This window comes from Vibrio sp. SCSIO 43132 (assembly GCF_019904195.1).
In the GTDB taxonomy this organism is placed as follows: Bacteria; Pseudomonadota; Gammaproteobacteria; order Enterobacterales; family Vibrionaceae; genus Vibrio; species Vibrio nigripulchritudo.
This window is the reverse complement of record NZ_CP063200.1, coordinates 1,888,297-1,903,734: the sequence shown is the minus strand read 5'-3', so window position 1 is coordinate 1,903,734 and position 15,438 is coordinate 1,888,297. Positions and strand designations below refer to the sequence as shown.

Here is a 15,438-nt window from a genome sequence, read left to right as displayed (position 1 = left end):
TTAAGAATCTAGGGTTATTAACAAAGCCATAACAAATAGTTAGCAACTTGGAAATAATTTCAAAGTTCTATGGCGTGCTTTCCATCACAGTCCTGTGAGGAAATGCGAAGTGGATCACTGCCTATAAAAACACAAACGGAATTGGGCGGAGATCTGATACTTGCCAGTAACGCGTTGAGCTACCAAACGCGTGAAACGGCAGGTGGAAAAACAGAGGAGAAATCTTTTGAAAAGATTAACGTCTTTGTGTTTGTGGGGAGCGCTAACCCCGTCGGTGGCATGGTCTGGAAGCCAATACAATATGACTCGGGGTGTAACTCGTATTAGTGAGCAGGTTTATGACCTGCATATGCTGATCTTTTACATCTGTGTTGTTATCGCTGTCGTGGTTTTCGGTGTCATGTTTTATGCCATCTTTAAACACCGCAAATCTCAGGGAGCGGTTGCGGCCAACTTCCATGAGAGCACCAAAGTGGAAATTATCTGGACGGTGATTCCCATTTTAATCCTTGTTGCTATGGCTGTGCCTGCAACCACCACGCTGATTGAAATGGAAGACACCAGTCAGTCCGATCTCACGGTCAAAATCACGGGATCTCAGTGGAAATGGCATTACAGCTATTTCGGCGAGGATGTCGAATTTTTCAGCCTTCTTGCAACCTCTTCCAAGCAGATAGAGGGTGACGAGGTAAAAGGTGCCAATTACCTTCTTGAAGTCGACAACCCACTGGTTCTGCCAATCAATCGCAAAGTCCGATTCCTACTGACGTCAGACGACGTTATCCATTCATGGTGGGTGCCAGATTTTGCCGTCAAGAAAGACACCATTCCCGGATTCATTAACGAAGCCTGGACCCGTATTGACGAACCCGGAGTTTACCGCGGTCAGTGTGCGGAGCTGTGTGGTCGAAATCATGGCTTTATGCCCATCGTGGTACACGCGATGGAAGAACAAGAATTTGATGAGTGGCTAGTGGCTCAGAAGCTTGCCGCGAAGCAGGCGGCAGAAGAAGCAAAAGCCGCACTCAGCAAAGAGCTTTCAATGGACGAGCTGATGGCGATGGGTGAGCAGGTGTATAACGAGCGCTGTGCTGTGTGCCATCAGGCAAATGGTCTTGGTGTACCGGGCGTATTCCCGGCAATGAAAGACAGCCCAGTCACATTGGGAGACATGACCACGCACATTGATGTGGTGTTAAACGGGGTAGCTGGCACGGCAATGCAGGCGTTTGGTAACCAGCTAACGGATGAGCAAATCGCGGCGGTGGTGACCTACGAGCGAAACGCTTGGGGGAATGACAAAGGCGACATGGCGCAGGCATCTGATGTTAACGCGTTGCGTGGCGGGGAGGGACAATGAACAGTTCAACCGATGTAAATTCTCATGAAAACGAACATGATGACCATCATGCAGCGCCGTCTGGCTGGGCTCGTTGGGTGTATTCCACCAACCACAAAGACATAGGTACGCTTTACCTCTGGTTCAGTTTTGCCATGTTCTTAACGGGCGGCTTTATGGCGATGATCATTCGCGCCGAGCTGTTCCAGCCTGGGTTGCAGCTCGTTGATCCTCAGTTCTTCAATCAAATGACTACAGTTCACGGTTTGGTGATGGTGTTTGGTGCGGTGATGCCAGCGTTTACCGGGCTGGCAAACTGGATGATCCCAATGATGATTGGCGCACCGGACATGGCGCTGCCACGCATGAACAACCTGAGTTTCTGGATCTTACCTTTTGCGTTTCTCATCTTGATCAGCTCGTTGTTTATGGAAGGGGGCGGTCCCGACTTTGGCTGGACCTTCTACGCGCCGCTTTCGACCACTTATGGACCAGACAGCACGGCATTGTTTGTGTTTTCGGTTCATATCATGGGTATTAGCTCCATCATGGGCGCAATCAACGTGATTGTGACCATTGTGAATATGCGTGCTCCGGGTATGACGTGGTTTAAGCTTCCTATGTTTGTATGGACCTGGTTGATTACGGCTTTCTTGTTGATTGCGGTCATGCCTGTGCTGGCAGGCGCGGTCACTATGGTGTTGACAGACAAATACTTTGGTACCAGTTTCTTCGATGCGGCAGGAGGCGGTGACCCAGTCATGTTCCAGCACATTTTCTGGTTCTTCGGGCACCCGGAAGTGTACATCATGATCTTGCCTTCTTTTGGCATAGTTTCGGCCATCATTCCCGCCTTCAGCGGTAAGAAGTTATTCGGCTACCACTCTATGGTTTACGCGACCTGTAGTATCGCGTTGTTGTCCTTCCTTGTATGGGCGCACCATATGTTTACCACTGGGATGCCTGTATTTGCTGAACTCTTCTTTATGTATTGCACCATGCTTATCGCGGTGCCGACAGGAGTGAAGGTGTTTAATTGGGTAGCCACCATGTGGCGAGGGGCGCTGACCTTTGAGACGCCAATGCTCTTTACCATTGCATTCATTGTGCTGTTCACCATCGGTGGATTTTCGGGCTTGATGTTGGCGATTGTGCCAGCGGATTTCCAGTACCACGACACATACTTTGTTGTGGCGCATTTCCATTATGTGCTGGTGTCTGGTGCTGTCTTCTCGATTATGGCGGCGGCGTATTACTGGCTTCCTAAGTGGACGGGGCATATGTACGACCACAAGCTGAGTCTATGGCATTTCTGGTGCTCAGTGATTTCAGTCAATGTACTGTTCTTCCCTATGCACTTTCTGGGGCTGGCTGGAATGCCCAGACGAATTCCGGATTACGCCATCCAGTTCGCCGACGTGAATCAGATTGTGTCGATAGGCGGTTTTGCCTTTGGTCTGTCGCAGCTCATTTTCTTGTGGCTGGTGATCAAATGCATCAAAGGTGGTGAAAAAGCGGAAGCCAGGGTCTGGGAGCGAGCCGAAGGGCTTGAATGGACAGTGCCAAGCCCTGCGCCTCACCATACATTCAGTCAGCCACCTAAAATTGACTGACAGAGGGCAGAGCAATGGAATCGGCAAATCGCTCTAATCGCAAGCTCACCGGATGGTTGCTGCTGAGTGTGGTCGCCATGTTTGGTTTTGGTTTTCTGTTGATCCCGCTGTACGACATCATGTGCGAGCAGTTGGGCATCAATGGCAAACCCAGCAATGAAGCGGTCAGCAGCCCGGTCGGTATGCAGGTAGACACCTCTCGCGTCATCCGGGTTGAGTTTATGGCGCATGTAAAGCCAGACATGCCGTGGACGTTCACTCCTGCCAAAAAGGTCATGGATGTTCACCCCGGAGAAGTCATACAAACGCGCTACATCGCCACCAACTTAAATCAGGCGGATTTGGTTGGGCAGGCAGTGCCGTCAATTGCTCCGGGGAACGGCGCGGCGTATTTCAATAAGATCGAATGCTTTTGTTTTAACCGCCAGCCTCTGGAAGGCAACAAAAGCGCCGAGCTGCCAGTGATTTTCTACATTGAGCCGACGATCCCCGATTCCATTCATACCCTGACTCTCTCTTACACGCTATTCAATATCACAGAGCCCGAAGAACAAAAAACGGTGGCTCTGATTTCACGCTCAGAAACAGATCAAGGAGCGGTGCAATGAGTACACAACACCAAAGTTATTACGTTCCATCCCACAGTATCTGGCCCATTGTTGGGGCTATCGCACTATTTTTTATTGCCGTAGGGGCAGGGGTAACGGTGCAAAACCTAGAAACGGGCAGTGTCTTCGGGCGTGTGTTCCTGTTCGGTGGTTTTTTTGTCTTTCTGGTGATGTTCATCGGGTGGATGCGTAATGTGATTGGCGAGTCCATGTCGGGGTTCTATTCCAAACAGATAGATATCTCTTTTCGGCAGGGGATGAGCTGGTTCATCTTCTCTGAAGTAATGTTCTTCTGCGCATTCTTTGGCGCACTGTTTTATGCCCGAATGGTCGCTGTCCCCTGGCTTGGCGGGGCAGACAACAATGTGATGACTCACGAGGTGTTGTGGCCAAATTTTGAAGCTATGTGGCCGCTCACGCTGACCCCTTCAGGGCAAACCACCGAAGCCATGGGATGGCAGGGGTTACCTTTGCTTAACACCGTTATTCTTCTGACCTCATCTGTCACTCTGCATATGGCGCACACCAGCTTGGAAAAGAATCATCGAATGGCGCTGGTGGTGTGGTTAGAAATCACCATTATTCTGGCCATCGCTTTCTTGTTCTATCAAGTTGAAGAGTATGTCCATGCCTATCAGGAAATGGGGCTGACCCTTCAATCGGGGATATATGGCAATACCTTCTTCTTACTGACGGGCTTCCACGGCATGCACGTTCTGTTAGGCACCATATTCCTTTCGGTGCTGCTGGCAAGAATTGCCCACGATCACTTTACCCCAGATAACCATTTCGCGTTTCAGGCGGGCAGCTGGTACTGGCACTTTGTCGATGTGGTTTGGCTCTGCCTGTTTGTCTTTGTCTACGTGTTGTAGGAACCATTAATACGGGCGTGGGTTGGGAACGACCCAGCCTGCTTTTAAAGCCACAAGTAAAAGCACAATAACCAAAGCGGAGAAGATCAGACGACGACCCAGAAAGTGACTGGCAGGTTTATCGCTATCGCCTTTCACCATCACCACTAAAGCGCGACCAAGGTTGAAGATAATGAAACAGAGTGTCAGGACCAGAACCAGTTTAAACAATGAGGCAGCCATGTTGACCTCCTGGGTTGCGTTGACGTTAAAACCAAAATTTTGGTTCGCCCTGATTTTAACTTTGGTGGTATTTACCGTGCTTATCAAGCTGGGTTTCTGGCAATTGGGACGTGGAGAGCAAAAGTTAGACTACGAAAAAGCACTGGCTGATCGCGCCACTATGACGCCCATTACTCTCGATGAGCTGAATGCTCAAATCTTAAAGCAACCTGTTAGTCTGGAGTACAACGTTACCGGAACCCGCGTTACCGCAGAAATACAGCCAACAAGTGACAAACTGATATTGCTCGATAACCAGATCTGGAATGGCAAAGTTGGTTATCTTGCCCTTCAGCCTGCCAAAGTACTCTCTGGTTATGAAACGTCTGGGCAATTTGTTTTGATCGAGCTTGGATTCGTTGAAACCGGATCTGACCGACGTGTCCTGCCATATGTTGAGACGTTAACATCCGTAAGCCCCGTTCGGGTTGAAGGACGTGTTTACCAACGACAAATCAATCCGGTCAGCGATCAGCTTTATGCCGAAGCTGGCTGGCCAAAGCGTATTCAAAATCTAAATCTGACTGAGTTGGAACCTGAGCTAGGGTTACCGCTACTCCCTTTTGTGATTCAGCCTTCCAACCTTGATATCCGACTGGAACAACCGTGGCGACCCGTTCCTCTCTCTTCTCAAAAACATTTTGGTTACTCGTTGCAATGGTTTTCCATGGCGGCGGTATTCGCATTGATTATGACCATGATTCTGCTTAAGGCGCTTGGTGTGCGTCTGTTACCCAAAGGGGAAAATGATGACAGTACAAAACCTGAATAATGTGCCGTCTCCCAGTGTTAATCGTGGGAGGCTGATATTGATTGCGCTAGTGGCTCTGTTTGCCATGCCCGCTATCGTGGCGAAGTTGATTTTGGAAATGAACTGGTATCAGCCGGGAGTAACCAATAAAGGCATGTTAGTGGAGCCAGAAAGCTATCTTTCCGATTTCAAGATGCCCGGCTCGCAGGACAAGCAGTGGCAACTGGGTTATGTGCTTCCCGCGAAGTGCGGCTCTTTATGCCAGCAACAGTTGCACTTGCTTCAACAAAGCTACGTTTCACTGGGAAAGTATCAGGACAGGGTTCAACCTACGGTATACGTGACTTCGGAAAGTGATACCTCAGTGCTCAATGACTACAGCTTTGAGCGCGTGACATCGACCAGAGATTTTCTGGCGAAATTTGAACAACAGGAATACATCATCGTGGATCCTCGCGGACAACTGGTGATGCATTATCCAAAGGAAATCAATCCGGATCTTTTGATTCAGCAAAGCAAAGGGCTGATTGCTGACTTTAGGAAACTGCTCAAGCTATCACGAGTAGGGTAAGCTTTTTTTCAGGGATTAGGGGGCGCGTATGAATATCATCAGACTGATTCAAATAAGCCTGATACTGACCTTTTTTGTCATTCTGATGGGAGCCTATACCCGGCTTGCCGATGCGGGGTTGGGCTGCCCTGACTGGCCGGGCTGTTACGGTCACATCAGTGTACCTACTTCCGAAAAAGCGCTGTCTAAAGCCAGTCAGCTTTACCCGGAAAGCGTGGTTGAACCTTACAAAGCATGGCTGGAAATGATCCACCGTTATCTGGCTGGAACACTGGGAATGATCGTTTTCGCCATAAGCTACCTTACGCTTAAAGCCCGTCATGGTGGTCGGGTGATTCCTGTTAGTCTGTCTCTGCTTGTGGTTTTTCAGGCGGCTTTAGGAGCCTGGACCGTAACCCTCAAATTGATGCCCGTGATTGTGATGTTGCATTTGATCGGGGGCTTTACTCTGTTCAGCTTGCTTTTCCTCCTCTATGCGAGGTTGAAACAGGAAATTGGTTATGAGCGAAATGAGGTGGCGCATTTTATGGTGAGTGACGGGCATCCGTCCTCGGTTACTTCAAAACATGCTCCTGTTCAGGTAACCAATCCGGCACTGAAGCTTTATGCCGCGGTAGCGCTGATTGTGGTGGTGGCTCAGATTTTACTGGGAGGCTGGACATCCTCCAACTATGCCGCATTGATGTGTACTAGCTTACCAATTTGCGACGGAAACTGGACCAGCTATCTTAACTTCGCTCAGGCTTTCGATTTCAGGCAGGCGGGCCACACCAATTATGAGTTTGGGGTATTGGATTACAGCGCCCGTATGACCATCCACGTTTCCCACCGCATTGGGGCGTTTGTCACTACCATCGTGTTAGTCGGACTGGCGCATCAGTTGTTTCAGCAAACCCACATTCAGTTGCGAAAAGGGGCGTATTCCCTGATGGTGCTGCTCAGCCTTCAGCTTATACTGGGTATCAGCAATGTGGTCTTTAACCTGCCATTGCCTGTGGCGGTTGCGCACAACCTGGGGGCTGCACTACTGCTGCTCTGCACGGTTTACATCAATTTTCATGTTTGGCGAAGTGTGTCCGAGCCCTTGGTTGCGCAGGAAAGGAGGTTGTAACGATGGACAAATCAATAACTCAGACCGGCGTTGAAGGTTCAACCTGGCGCGACTACTACACGCTCACCAAGCCAAAAGTGGTGGCACTGATGCTGCTGACGACAGTCGTCGGGATGATTCTGGCCACCGACGGATACTTTCCTCTTACCCAGGCTTTGATCGCCTTAGCTGGTATTGGGCTGATGGCGTCCAGTGCTGCTGCGTTTAACCACCTGGTGGATCGCCGTATCGATGCCATTATGGCGCGCACTTACCAGCGCCCTCTGCCCACCGGTCAGGTAAAAGCGGTGAACGCCTTTGCATTCGCTGCAGTACTGGGCGTGTTGGGGTTTGTGGCGCTCTACTGGCAGGTAAATGAACTAACAGCGTGGCTGACATTGGCAAGCCTCGTTGGTTACGCTTCGGTATACACCCTTTATCTCAAACGAGCCACACCACAAAACATCGTCATTGCGGGAATAGCAGGTGCTATGCCGCCTTTACTGGGCTGGACTGCGGTAACCAACGAGCTGCACTCTCATGCCTGGTTATTGGTGATGATCATCTTTATCTGGACGCCCCCGCATTTCTGGGCTTTGGCGATCCATCGCAAAGAAGATTACTCTCGTGCCGACATTCCAATGTTGCCCGTGACTCATGGTGTGGAATACACGAAGACCAGTATTTTGCTATACACCATTCTATTGGCGATAGCGTGTCTGTTCCCTGTGCTGGTGGGCATGAGTGGATTGCTGTACCTGATTGCATCTAGCTTCCTGAGTGCAGGGTTTATCTATAAAGCTTGGAAACTCAAATATCGTGAAGAAGAGGGGGATGCCATGCGTACCTTTATCTTTTCGATTTACCAACTGATGTTCTTATTTGTCGCGTTACTGGCAGACCATTTCCTTCGTTAAAGTATAAATATATTTTCTTATTGGCTCACTGTTGATGTTGGATTTGTGTAGTGCTTTATTCGGGCTTCAAACCTGGTTAGCTGTGTAAGGGAATAAAAATGCATGAAAATTCGCTATTTTTAAGGTTTCTTTATACAAAGTGAATGAAATCTCACTCTTAAAGAAATAGATAATTTTGTTTAATTATTAGTGCAAAATATGTTTCCAAATAACAAGGTCTTACTGATAGATTTCACACAATACCAACAGAACTAGCTGAGTTTTAATCAAATGAGTGTGAAATCTAAACTGGTGACGGCTATCGGGTTTCTGATAGCTTTCACCATCCTCGTCACGTCCGTTATCGGATACTTCGAATTTAAAACTGCCACCACCGACGACTATCGTAAAAACCTTTCCAATAAATCTTTCCTTGTTGCGAAAGCCGTTGAAGGCAAAATGGATAAATATTTTACCGCGTTGGAAACAGTCGCAGCAGGTATGTCCATAGATGCTACGGGTGATGTGGTTATTGATGAAGCTCTTATCAATACCTTAAAGCAAGGGAAAAGCAGCCTGAAAGTGCTGAACATGTATGTAGGTCTGCCAGATGGCACAACTTACGATACGAATGGCTTGATTGCTGATTTCAACGCCAAGCAAAAACAGCGTGAATGGTACATCAAAGGGTTCAGTGGCGCGCAACGCACGGTGACTAACCCTTACATGGCAACCACCGGTCACCTGACTATGTCGGTAGTGATTCCGTTTCGCCAGCACGGTGACGTTCATGCTGTTATCGGCTTAAGCTTGAAAATGAGCGACATCACCGAGTACATCAACGAACTGTCGGCAGAGCCTAATCTGTTCGTGTCACGCTCCGATGGGTTTCTTATGGCGGCAAGCTACCCGGAGTTTATCGGTAAGAACCTGTTTGAGCTGCGCCCCAGCTACCGTCAGTTTGGATCTCATGACAAGAGTGAGCACTCGTATACTGTTCCCGACAAAGGTGACTTTTACGTGGTTTCTTCTCGAATCGAATCTTTAGGCTGGTCTGTGTGGGCTTGGGCAAACTGGGACGACATTAACGAACCTTCCAACACCATGGTATCCATCAACAGCGTTGCCGGACTAATCTTTGCGGTTATTGGCATCGTAGTGGTTTACTTTGCTGTAGAAAAACTGATGTACGGCCCAATTGGTGGTGAACCTAAAGAGATTGAAGAATTCGTTGATCGTATCGCCAAAGGGGATCTGACTAAGGTGCGTCCTTTGCAGGGCAACGAGACGGGTGTATACCGCTCAACGCTCATCATGGGTGAAAGCATCAAGCAGATCATCAGTAATATTGATGCTTCTTCTGCGGCACTAACGGATCTTTCTGGTCAGCTTGAATCCTCTTCTAATCAGGTTAATCGCTCTTCAGAATCTCAGATGATGCAGTTGGAGCAGGTCGCGACAGCCATGAATGAAATGACGGCTACGGTCGCTGAAGTGGCACAGAACGCTATGCAGGCATCAACGTCTTCCAATGACGCCAGCGCGTCCTCTTCAAACGGGTTGAGTGTGGTCAGTGAAATGAACGACGACATCAACCTGCTTGTCAGCAACATTCAGAGCGTTCAGTCCTCTATTTTGGAAGTAGAAAAAGAAACCCTGAATGTAGGCGGAATTCTGGACGTGATTCGCGGCATCGCAGAGCAAACTAACCTGCTGGCGCTGAATGCTGCGATTGAAGCTGCACGTGCCGGAGAGCAGGGCAGAGGCTTTGCGGTGGTGGCAGACGAAGTACGTAATCTGGCAAACAAGACGCAGGAAAGCACCAACGAGATTCAGTCGATGATTGCTGTGTTGCAAGAGCAGGCGAAGCAATCTGTCAGCATGATGGAAGAAAACGCCGAAAACGCCAAGAAAACTCTGGTGAAATCAAATGAGGCAAGCCAGTCGCTACAAGTTATTCAAGACGAAATTGGCAAGATTCAGGACATGAACAACCAGATTGCTACTGCCGCTGAAGAACAGTCACATGTAGCGACAGACATTAATGAAAATGTGGTGAATGTGAACGATCTGGCACGAAACACCGTTCAGGACGTTCAAAGTAATGTTCAGACAGCTATGGAGCTGAACTCCGTATCGAGTGAACTTCAGGCATCGGTGAATCGCTTTAAAGTATAAGTTAAGCTCTTAACCCGAGTTCAGGTTAACAAAAGAGCCCCGAAGCATATTCGGGGCTCTTTGTGTTGAAGGTCACGTGCTTTTAGCTTGCTTGCTGCAAATACTTACTCACCAAATCGGTCAGTTCTTCCTTATAGGGTGGTGAGATAAAGCTGGCTTCGATGGCATTTAAGGTAAATTGTGCGAGCTCTTCTTTGGAAGGAGAAAGCGCGTCAGAAACCGCTAAAAAATTATCCGTCATATAACCGCCAAAATACGCCGGATCGTCAGAGTTAATGGTGACGCACAACCCTTTGCGCAACAAGTCCACAATATTATGCTCTTTCATATCACCAAACACTTTGAGCTTAGTGTTAGAAAGCGGGCATACAGTCAAAGGCACCCTATCTCTTGCCAGTCGTTCAACTAGCGCTTCGTCATCCACACATCGCACGCCATGGTCAATACGAGTGGTATGAAGCATATCCAATGCATCTGTGATGTTTTGTGCAGGACCTTCTTCCCCTGCGTGAGCAACGGTTAAGAAGCCTTCCTCGCTAGCTTTGGCGAACACACGCTCAAATTTTTCCGGTGGATGCCCAACTTCAGAAGAATCCAGACCAACTCCGATGATTTTATCCTTGAACGCAAGTGACTCCTCTAATGTTTTGAAAGCAGCGTCCTCATCGAGATGACGCAAAAAGCACATGATGATTTGGCTGCTTATTCCAAGCTCGCTGTTCGCCTTCTCTAGCGCTCTGGAAATACCATTAATGACGGTTTCAAAAGCGATACCTCTGTCGGTATGAGTTTGCGGATCAAAGAAAATCTCGGTATGTACGACGTTGTCCTGCTTACAGCGAAGTAAGTAAGCCCAAGTGAGATCATAAAAGTCCTGTTCGTGGATAAGTACGTTCGCTCCCTGATAGTAAATATCCAGAAAAGACTGCAAGTTATGAAAGTGATACGCGTCTTTCACTTCCTGAACCGATTGAAATGGAATGGAGACATTGTTGCGTTTTGCCAGCTCAAACATCAGTTCTGGTTCCAGAGAGCCTTCGATGTGCAAGTGCAATTCAACTTTGGGTAATCTGCGGATAAATTCCTGCATAGAAACTCCTTATTGATGACCTGATACCTCAACGAGATCTCAGGATGTTGTTATGGGAGTGTCTTTAGCATAGCCCAGTAAGTGGATAATTTTTGAGCATAAGGACGAGGTTTTAGACAAAAAAAACCAGCGTATCCGCTGGCTAAGGAAATTGAAGTGACGTTGTTAGTCGGGAAATGAACTCCTGATGCCCTGAAGCTCGTCAAAGTTCTCCAGGAATATTTCGGTGAGTTTCGGGTCGAAGTGTTTCCCTGCTTCTTGTTGGAATAATTCAAAGATTTTCTCGCTCGGCCAGGCATCTTTGTAGCAGCGTTTTGATGCTAAAGCGTCAAACACATCTGCGACGGCAGTAATACGGGCTTCAATAGGAATGTCTTCACCGCTGATTTTATCGGGATAACCGGAGCCGTCCCATTTCTCATGGTGATACCCCGCTATATTGGCGGCGATATTGAGTATTTCTAAATTAGACCCTTTTAGAATCTCTGCTCCTACGCTAGCGTGAGACATCATGGTGACCCATTCTTCTGTATCCAGCTTTCCGGGTTTGTTTAACACGGCATCTGGAATGGCGATCTTGCCAATATCATGCAGAGGAGAAGCGAGTTTGATCTTTTCGCACTGCTCAGGAGGCAAGCCAAATTTGCATGCGAGATAGCGCGATATTTCCGCTACGCGTTTAACGTGGCTTCCGGATTCTTTTGAACGCGTTTCGACCACTTCACCCAATCGATATGCGATCTCTTTTTGGGTGTCTCTGACCTCGTTAAGCAGAATCACTTTTTCGTACGCAATGGTAATGTTTCGGATGAAAATATCGAGGATCTCGATGTTTTCTTCGATGCTGTTTTTCGGGCAGTGCACCACCAACAGACCAACGCTCTTGTTCACTTTCACCGGGATCAGAAATTCTTCATCTTTCACCTGAATGAAACGGTCTTTGGTTGATGTGACATCGTCCACTGAGCATGAGATGAACTCATTCAGGTCTTTACCGATCAGACCTTCGCCCCCTTCGGAAGAGGCCACGACTTGCCATTTTCCTTCGACTTCCTGTGCAGCAAAGTTAAAGGCATGCACCTCTCCCAAATGCAACAGGGCAGAAAGCTGAGAAAGAATACCGTCCAGCCAGTGTGCACCGTTGTCTTCCACCAGAATGGATGCGGAAGAATTAATGATGGTGTTGAGTCCTTTTTTGGTGTTCTCAATCACCATGATGTCACGGTAAGAACGAAGCGCTGCGCAAAGCGTGGTATTCAGCTTGGTTGCTGTCAGCTCAGTTTTGTTCTTGTAGTCGTTGATCTCGTATTTTTTGATGACTTCTGATTCTGGTGCGTCACCGGGTTGACCGGTTCTCAGAATGATACGACTCGTTTTGTTGCTCTGTTCGACACGCAGCCAGTCAACCAGATCCAAACCTGCGTGGTTGGACTCCATGACTACGTCAAGAAAGACAACCGCAATGTCGTCATGTTCTGCGAACACTTCTTTGGCTTCCGCGGCGGAATAAGCGTTCAAAAAGTTGAGTTTCTTTCCTAGGTATTCGAAGTCGTTCAGTACAAATTGGGTGACTTTGTGGATATCGGCGTCATCATCGACAATGAGAATTTTCCACGTCTCACGCTCTTCAATTTCTGTTTCTTCTTCATGATCTGAAAAGAGGAATTGATCATCGTTTCCCATCGTTAACCTCGTATCTCAGTCTGTCCCTGTGTAAAGCTTTGTTATCTGACACTCTGTCCTCACGATAACGAGCAGCGCAAAAAGCTTCCTATCTGAATCAAGTGTAGACAAAGTTTTCATTTAAAGCACAAATTCTGTCCGCTCATAAAACTCATCGGGCTGAGAAGCGCCAGAGCACAGGGGTTGAGGGAGAAAATTACTTTCTATATCAAGAAAATCTACGGTCACTGTCTATACTAGATCAGAAAGCGCTAAATTAACCTCTTAGCTCATGGGGTGAACGTAACCTGTACAAGCATTTAGTGCGAATAAAAATACCCAATTCAAAGCAGCAAAAAATTTGAAGCAACGCGATGGCATAAACACCATGAAAGGATGAGGGCAGTAGATGAGCTCAAGCGTTTCAGACAGCAGTAAATCTCAAAGAATGGCGCCAACGCTGAAAACTTTAAACCGTCATAGTCTGGCAGTTCGGTTGCTGATATACATCGTGTTATGCAGTTCTATTCTCGCTGTTGTCATTACTGCCGTTCAGCTTTTCTGGGATTACAAGAAAGAAGTGCATGCGCTGCAAAGCTCTATTGTGTCGCTGGAACAAAGCCTTGCCTCCTCAATATCAAATAGTTTGTGGAATCTGGATGAAGAACAAATGCAGATCCAGGCTCGAGGCATTCTGACCGCCGCCAATGTAGAATACGTCGGCATCTTCTCATTTCATAACGGTACGTTGAACTCCGTCGTCGAGTTTGGTGACCAAAGCCCGACCAACGAATACAGCCAGCTATTCAATCTCATCCATAAAGAAGAAAGGATTGGTGGACTGAGAATTGAAGCCTCCTACGACCAGATCTATGGCAAGTTGTGGGAAAGGGCAATCATCATCTTAGAAACCCAACTGGTGAAGATATTCCTTGTCGCTATGTGTGTGCTTTATGTTGTTTATCATGTGGTTATCAAGCATATCAATCACATCTCCGTTTTTGTTCAGGGGCATAAATTTGAGCAAAACGGCGAAGAAAATATGCTCCAGTTGGACAGGAGCGAGCATAAGGATGAACTGGACACACTCGTTGCGTCGATCAACTCCTTACGGCATCGGATAACCAGTGAGCTGAACAAGCGAGTGAAGACCAATTCACAACTGGAATACGAACGTGACTTTACCCGTGTGATTATTCAGTCATCTCCTTCTTTGATTTGCTCACTCAACGATAGGTTTGAAATTCAACTGGTGAATTCTGAGGTTGAAGAGCTGCTGGGCATTAAGGAAAGCGACCTTATTGGCAAAAGCTGGTTTGAATATTTTGTCGATGAAGATGTCGAAAAAGAGAGCGAGGATGAGCTGGTACAAAACATTCCAGAATTTGATCTGGTGTTCTCAATGGAAGATCAACACGGCAGCCAGCGGTTCTTGCAATGGCGGGTAGTGGAGAACAAAGAACAGAAACGGGTCATGTGCTTTGGAATAGACGTAACCGAGCTGACCAATGCAGAAAATCAGCTGATTTCTCTCAATCGCGAGCTGGAACAGAAAGTGATGGACAGAACTCGTTCTCTGGAAGAAGCCAATCATGAGCTCTCCGACACTCTGAGCCAGTTGGAAGATACTCAGGAATCTCTTATCGAAGCAGAGAAAATGGCGTCTCTTGGAAGCTTGGTTGGCGGCGTTGCCCATGAGATCAATACCCCGCTTGGCATTAGCGTAACCGCGACCAGCTTTATTGATGAGAAAGTTCGCGTTTTGCAGAAAGGTTTCGAGACGGGAAAATTGTCGAAAAGCCAGTTTTCTGCGGCGATTGAGTCGCTAAAAGAATCAACTCAGATCTTATCAACCAATCTGTCCCGTGCGGAACAGTTGATTTCAAGCTTTAAGCAAGTGGCAGTGGATCAAAGCAGTGAGTCTGTGTATCCCTTCAATGTGAAAGAAAATCTGGAAAAAGTGTTGCTCTCATTGTCCCATGAGATCAAAGTCGCACGCGCCAAAGTGGAAGTGGAATGCCCGGACAATATTAATATTGAAAGCTATCCAAGCTGCTACATCCAGATTTATACCAACCTCATTGCTAACAGCATCCGCCACGGATTCGATGAGTGGGAAGGTGACAAAAACATCTTCATCAAGGTTGAAACTCAGGAAGAACACTTGGTTATTCTTTATCGAGATACGGGGCAGGGCGTAGACGAAAGCGTACTTAAACGTATTTTCGAGCCTTTTGTAACCACTAAGCGCGGAAAGGGTGGCAGTGGGCTAGGAGCAAACATCATTTACAACCTTGTGAACCAGTTATTACAGGGCAAAATTGAGTGTTCTTCTGAGCTCGGAAAAGGGGCAGAATTTGTGATTACTGTGCCGCTTCAACTCAACCTTGAAGAACAACAAGAATCTGCCTGATCGCATTCCAAACATTTCGTTACTCGCCCTCGTTGTGGTCCCCCGTCACTTAAGATTATATTAATCGATTACATGCTAGCTTGACCCGAATTAT

General features: G+C 47.6%; 13 protein-coding genes. 10 read left to right on the top strand and 3 right to left on the bottom strand.

Annotated elements, in window-relative coordinates; genetic code table 11:
* Positions 1-301 precede the first annotated feature (301 nt).
* The 4 genes from coxB to INR79_RS26795 are packed head-to-tail and all read left to right on the top strand — an operon-like array spanning position 302 to position 4,432.
* The gene (gene coxB / locus INR79_RS26810; RefSeq protein WP_022561817.1) at positions 302-1,360 is read left to right on the top strand and encodes a cytochrome c oxidase subunit II; all 1,059 of its coding nucleotides are present in this window, start codon (positions 302-304) and stop codon (positions 1,358-1,360) included.
* Complete coding sequence (gene ctaD, locus INR79_RS26805; protein WP_022561816.1) at positions 1,357-2,952, top strand: cytochrome c oxidase subunit I; 1,596 nt, start codon at positions 1,357-1,359, stop codon at positions 2,950-2,952. Before coxB ends, ctaD begins: the two co-directional genes overlap by 4 nt.
* Positions 2,953-2,966: 14 nt before the next feature.
* Positions 2,967-3,560: a cytochrome c oxidase assembly protein gene (locus tag INR79_RS26800; protein WP_004399355.1), complete on the top strand. Its 594-nt coding sequence runs from the start codon at positions 2,967-2,969 to the stop codon at positions 3,558-3,560.
* Positions 3,557-4,432 carry a cytochrome c oxidase subunit 3 gene (locus INR79_RS26795; protein WP_004399354.1) on the top strand — a complete coding sequence of 292 codons (876 nt, stop codon included), beginning with the start codon at positions 3,557-3,559 and terminating at the stop codon, positions 4,430-4,432. The genes INR79_RS26800 and INR79_RS26795 overlap by 4 nt, the downstream gene beginning before the upstream one ends.
* Positions 4,433-4,438: 6 nt before the next feature.
* On the opposite strand, the gene INR79_RS26790 is transcribed toward INR79_RS26795, so the two are convergent.
* Complete coding sequence (locus INR79_RS26790) at positions 4,439-4,654, bottom strand: DUF2909 domain-containing protein (protein ID WP_004399352.1); 216 nt, start codon at positions 4,652-4,654, stop codon at positions 4,439-4,441.
* Between INR79_RS26790 and INR79_RS26785 the strand changes: the two genes are divergently transcribed.
* The 5 genes from INR79_RS26785 to INR79_RS26765 all read left to right on the top strand — a co-directional run bounded on the left by INR79_RS26785 (position 4,653) and on the right by INR79_RS26765 (position 10,179).
* A complete protein-coding gene (locus INR79_RS26785) occupies positions 4,653-5,465 on the top strand; it encodes an SURF1 family protein (protein WP_223097909.1) in 813 nt (270 codons plus the stop codon). The two genes, INR79_RS26790 and INR79_RS26785, sit on opposite strands and share 2 nt — an antisense overlap.
* Entirely contained in the window at positions 5,443-6,015 is a 573-nt protein-coding gene (locus INR79_RS26780) for a hypothetical protein (protein WP_049542134.1), read from the top strand. The genes INR79_RS26785 and INR79_RS26780 overlap by 23 nt, the downstream gene beginning before the upstream one ends.
* Before the next feature lie 28 nt (positions 6,016-6,043).
* Entirely contained in the window at positions 6,044-7,126 is a 1,083-nt protein-coding gene (locus INR79_RS26775) for a COX15/CtaA family protein (protein ID WP_223097907.1), read from the top strand.
* A gap of 2 nt (positions 7,127-7,128) precedes the next feature.
* The gene (gene cyoE, locus INR79_RS26770) at positions 7,129-8,022 is read left to right on the top strand and encodes a heme o synthase (RefSeq protein WP_223097905.1); all 894 of its coding nucleotides are present in this window, start codon (positions 7,129-7,131) and stop codon (positions 8,020-8,022) included.
* Between the two features lie 270 nt (positions 8,023-8,292).
* The gene (locus INR79_RS26765) at positions 8,293-10,179 is read left to right on the top strand and encodes a methyl-accepting chemotaxis protein (protein ID WP_200767812.1); all 1,887 of its coding nucleotides are present in this window, start codon (positions 8,293-8,295) and stop codon (positions 10,177-10,179) included.
* Positions 10,180-10,261: 82 nt separating this feature from the next.
* On the opposite strand, the gene INR79_RS26760 is transcribed toward INR79_RS26765, so the two are convergent.
* Entirely contained in the window at positions 10,262-11,269 is a 1,008-nt protein-coding gene (locus INR79_RS26760) for an adenosine deaminase (RefSeq protein ID WP_022613563.1), read from the bottom strand.
* A gap of 165 nt (positions 11,270-11,434) precedes the next feature.
* Complete coding sequence (locus INR79_RS26755; protein ID WP_004399342.1) at positions 11,435-12,952, bottom strand: HD domain-containing phosphohydrolase; 1,518 nt, start codon at positions 12,950-12,952, stop codon at positions 11,435-11,437.
* Between the two features lie 388 nt (positions 12,953-13,340).
* Between INR79_RS26755 and INR79_RS26750 the strand changes: the two genes are divergently transcribed.
* The gene (locus INR79_RS26750) at positions 13,341-15,344 is read left to right on the top strand and encodes an ATP-binding protein (protein WP_223097903.1); all 2,004 of its coding nucleotides are present in this window, start codon (positions 13,341-13,343) and stop codon (positions 15,342-15,344) included.
* The last annotated feature ends 94 nt before the right edge of the window (positions 15,345-15,438 follow it).

Coding starts and splice junctions, on each gene's coding strand:
- coxB (WP_022561817.1), top strand. CDS start 302: ATGACTCGGGGTGTAACTCGTATTAGTGAGCAGGTTTATGACCTGCAT.
- ctaD (WP_022561816.1), top strand. CDS start 1,357: ATGAACAGTTCAACCGATGTAAATTCTCATGAAAACGAACATGATGAC.
- INR79_RS26800 (WP_004399355.1), top strand. CDS start 2,967: ATGGAATCGGCAAATCGCTCTAATCGCAAGCTCACCGGATGGTTGCTG.
- INR79_RS26795 (WP_004399354.1), top strand. CDS start 3,557: ATGAGTACACAACACCAAAGTTATTACGTTCCATCCCACAGTATCTGG.
- INR79_RS26785 (WP_223097909.1), top strand. CDS start 4,653: ATGTTGACCTCCTGGGTTGCGTTGACGTTAAAACCAAAATTTTGGTTC.
- INR79_RS26790 (WP_004399352.1), bottom strand. CDS start 4,654: ATGGCTGCCTCATTGTTTAAACTGGTTCTGGTCCTGACACTCTGTTTC.
- INR79_RS26780 (WP_049542134.1), top strand. CDS start 5,443: ATGACAGTACAAAACCTGAATAATGTGCCGTCTCCCAGTGTTAATCGT.
- INR79_RS26775 (WP_223097907.1), top strand. CDS start 6,044: ATGAATATCATCAGACTGATTCAAATAAGCCTGATACTGACCTTTTTT.
- cyoE (WP_223097905.1), top strand. CDS start 7,129: ATGGACAAATCAATAACTCAGACCGGCGTTGAAGGTTCAACCTGGCGC.
- INR79_RS26765 (WP_200767812.1), top strand. CDS start 8,293: ATGAGTGTGAAATCTAAACTGGTGACGGCTATCGGGTTTCTGATAGCT.
- INR79_RS26760 (WP_022613563.1), bottom strand. CDS start 11,269: ATGCAGGAATTTATCCGCAGATTACCCAAAGTTGAATTGCACTTGCAC.
- INR79_RS26755 (WP_004399342.1), bottom strand. CDS start 12,952: ATGGGAAACGATGATCAATTCCTCTTTTCAGATCATGAAGAAGAAACA.
- INR79_RS26750 (WP_223097903.1), top strand. CDS start 13,341: ATGAGCTCAAGCGTTTCAGACAGCAGTAAATCTCAAAGAATGGCGCCA.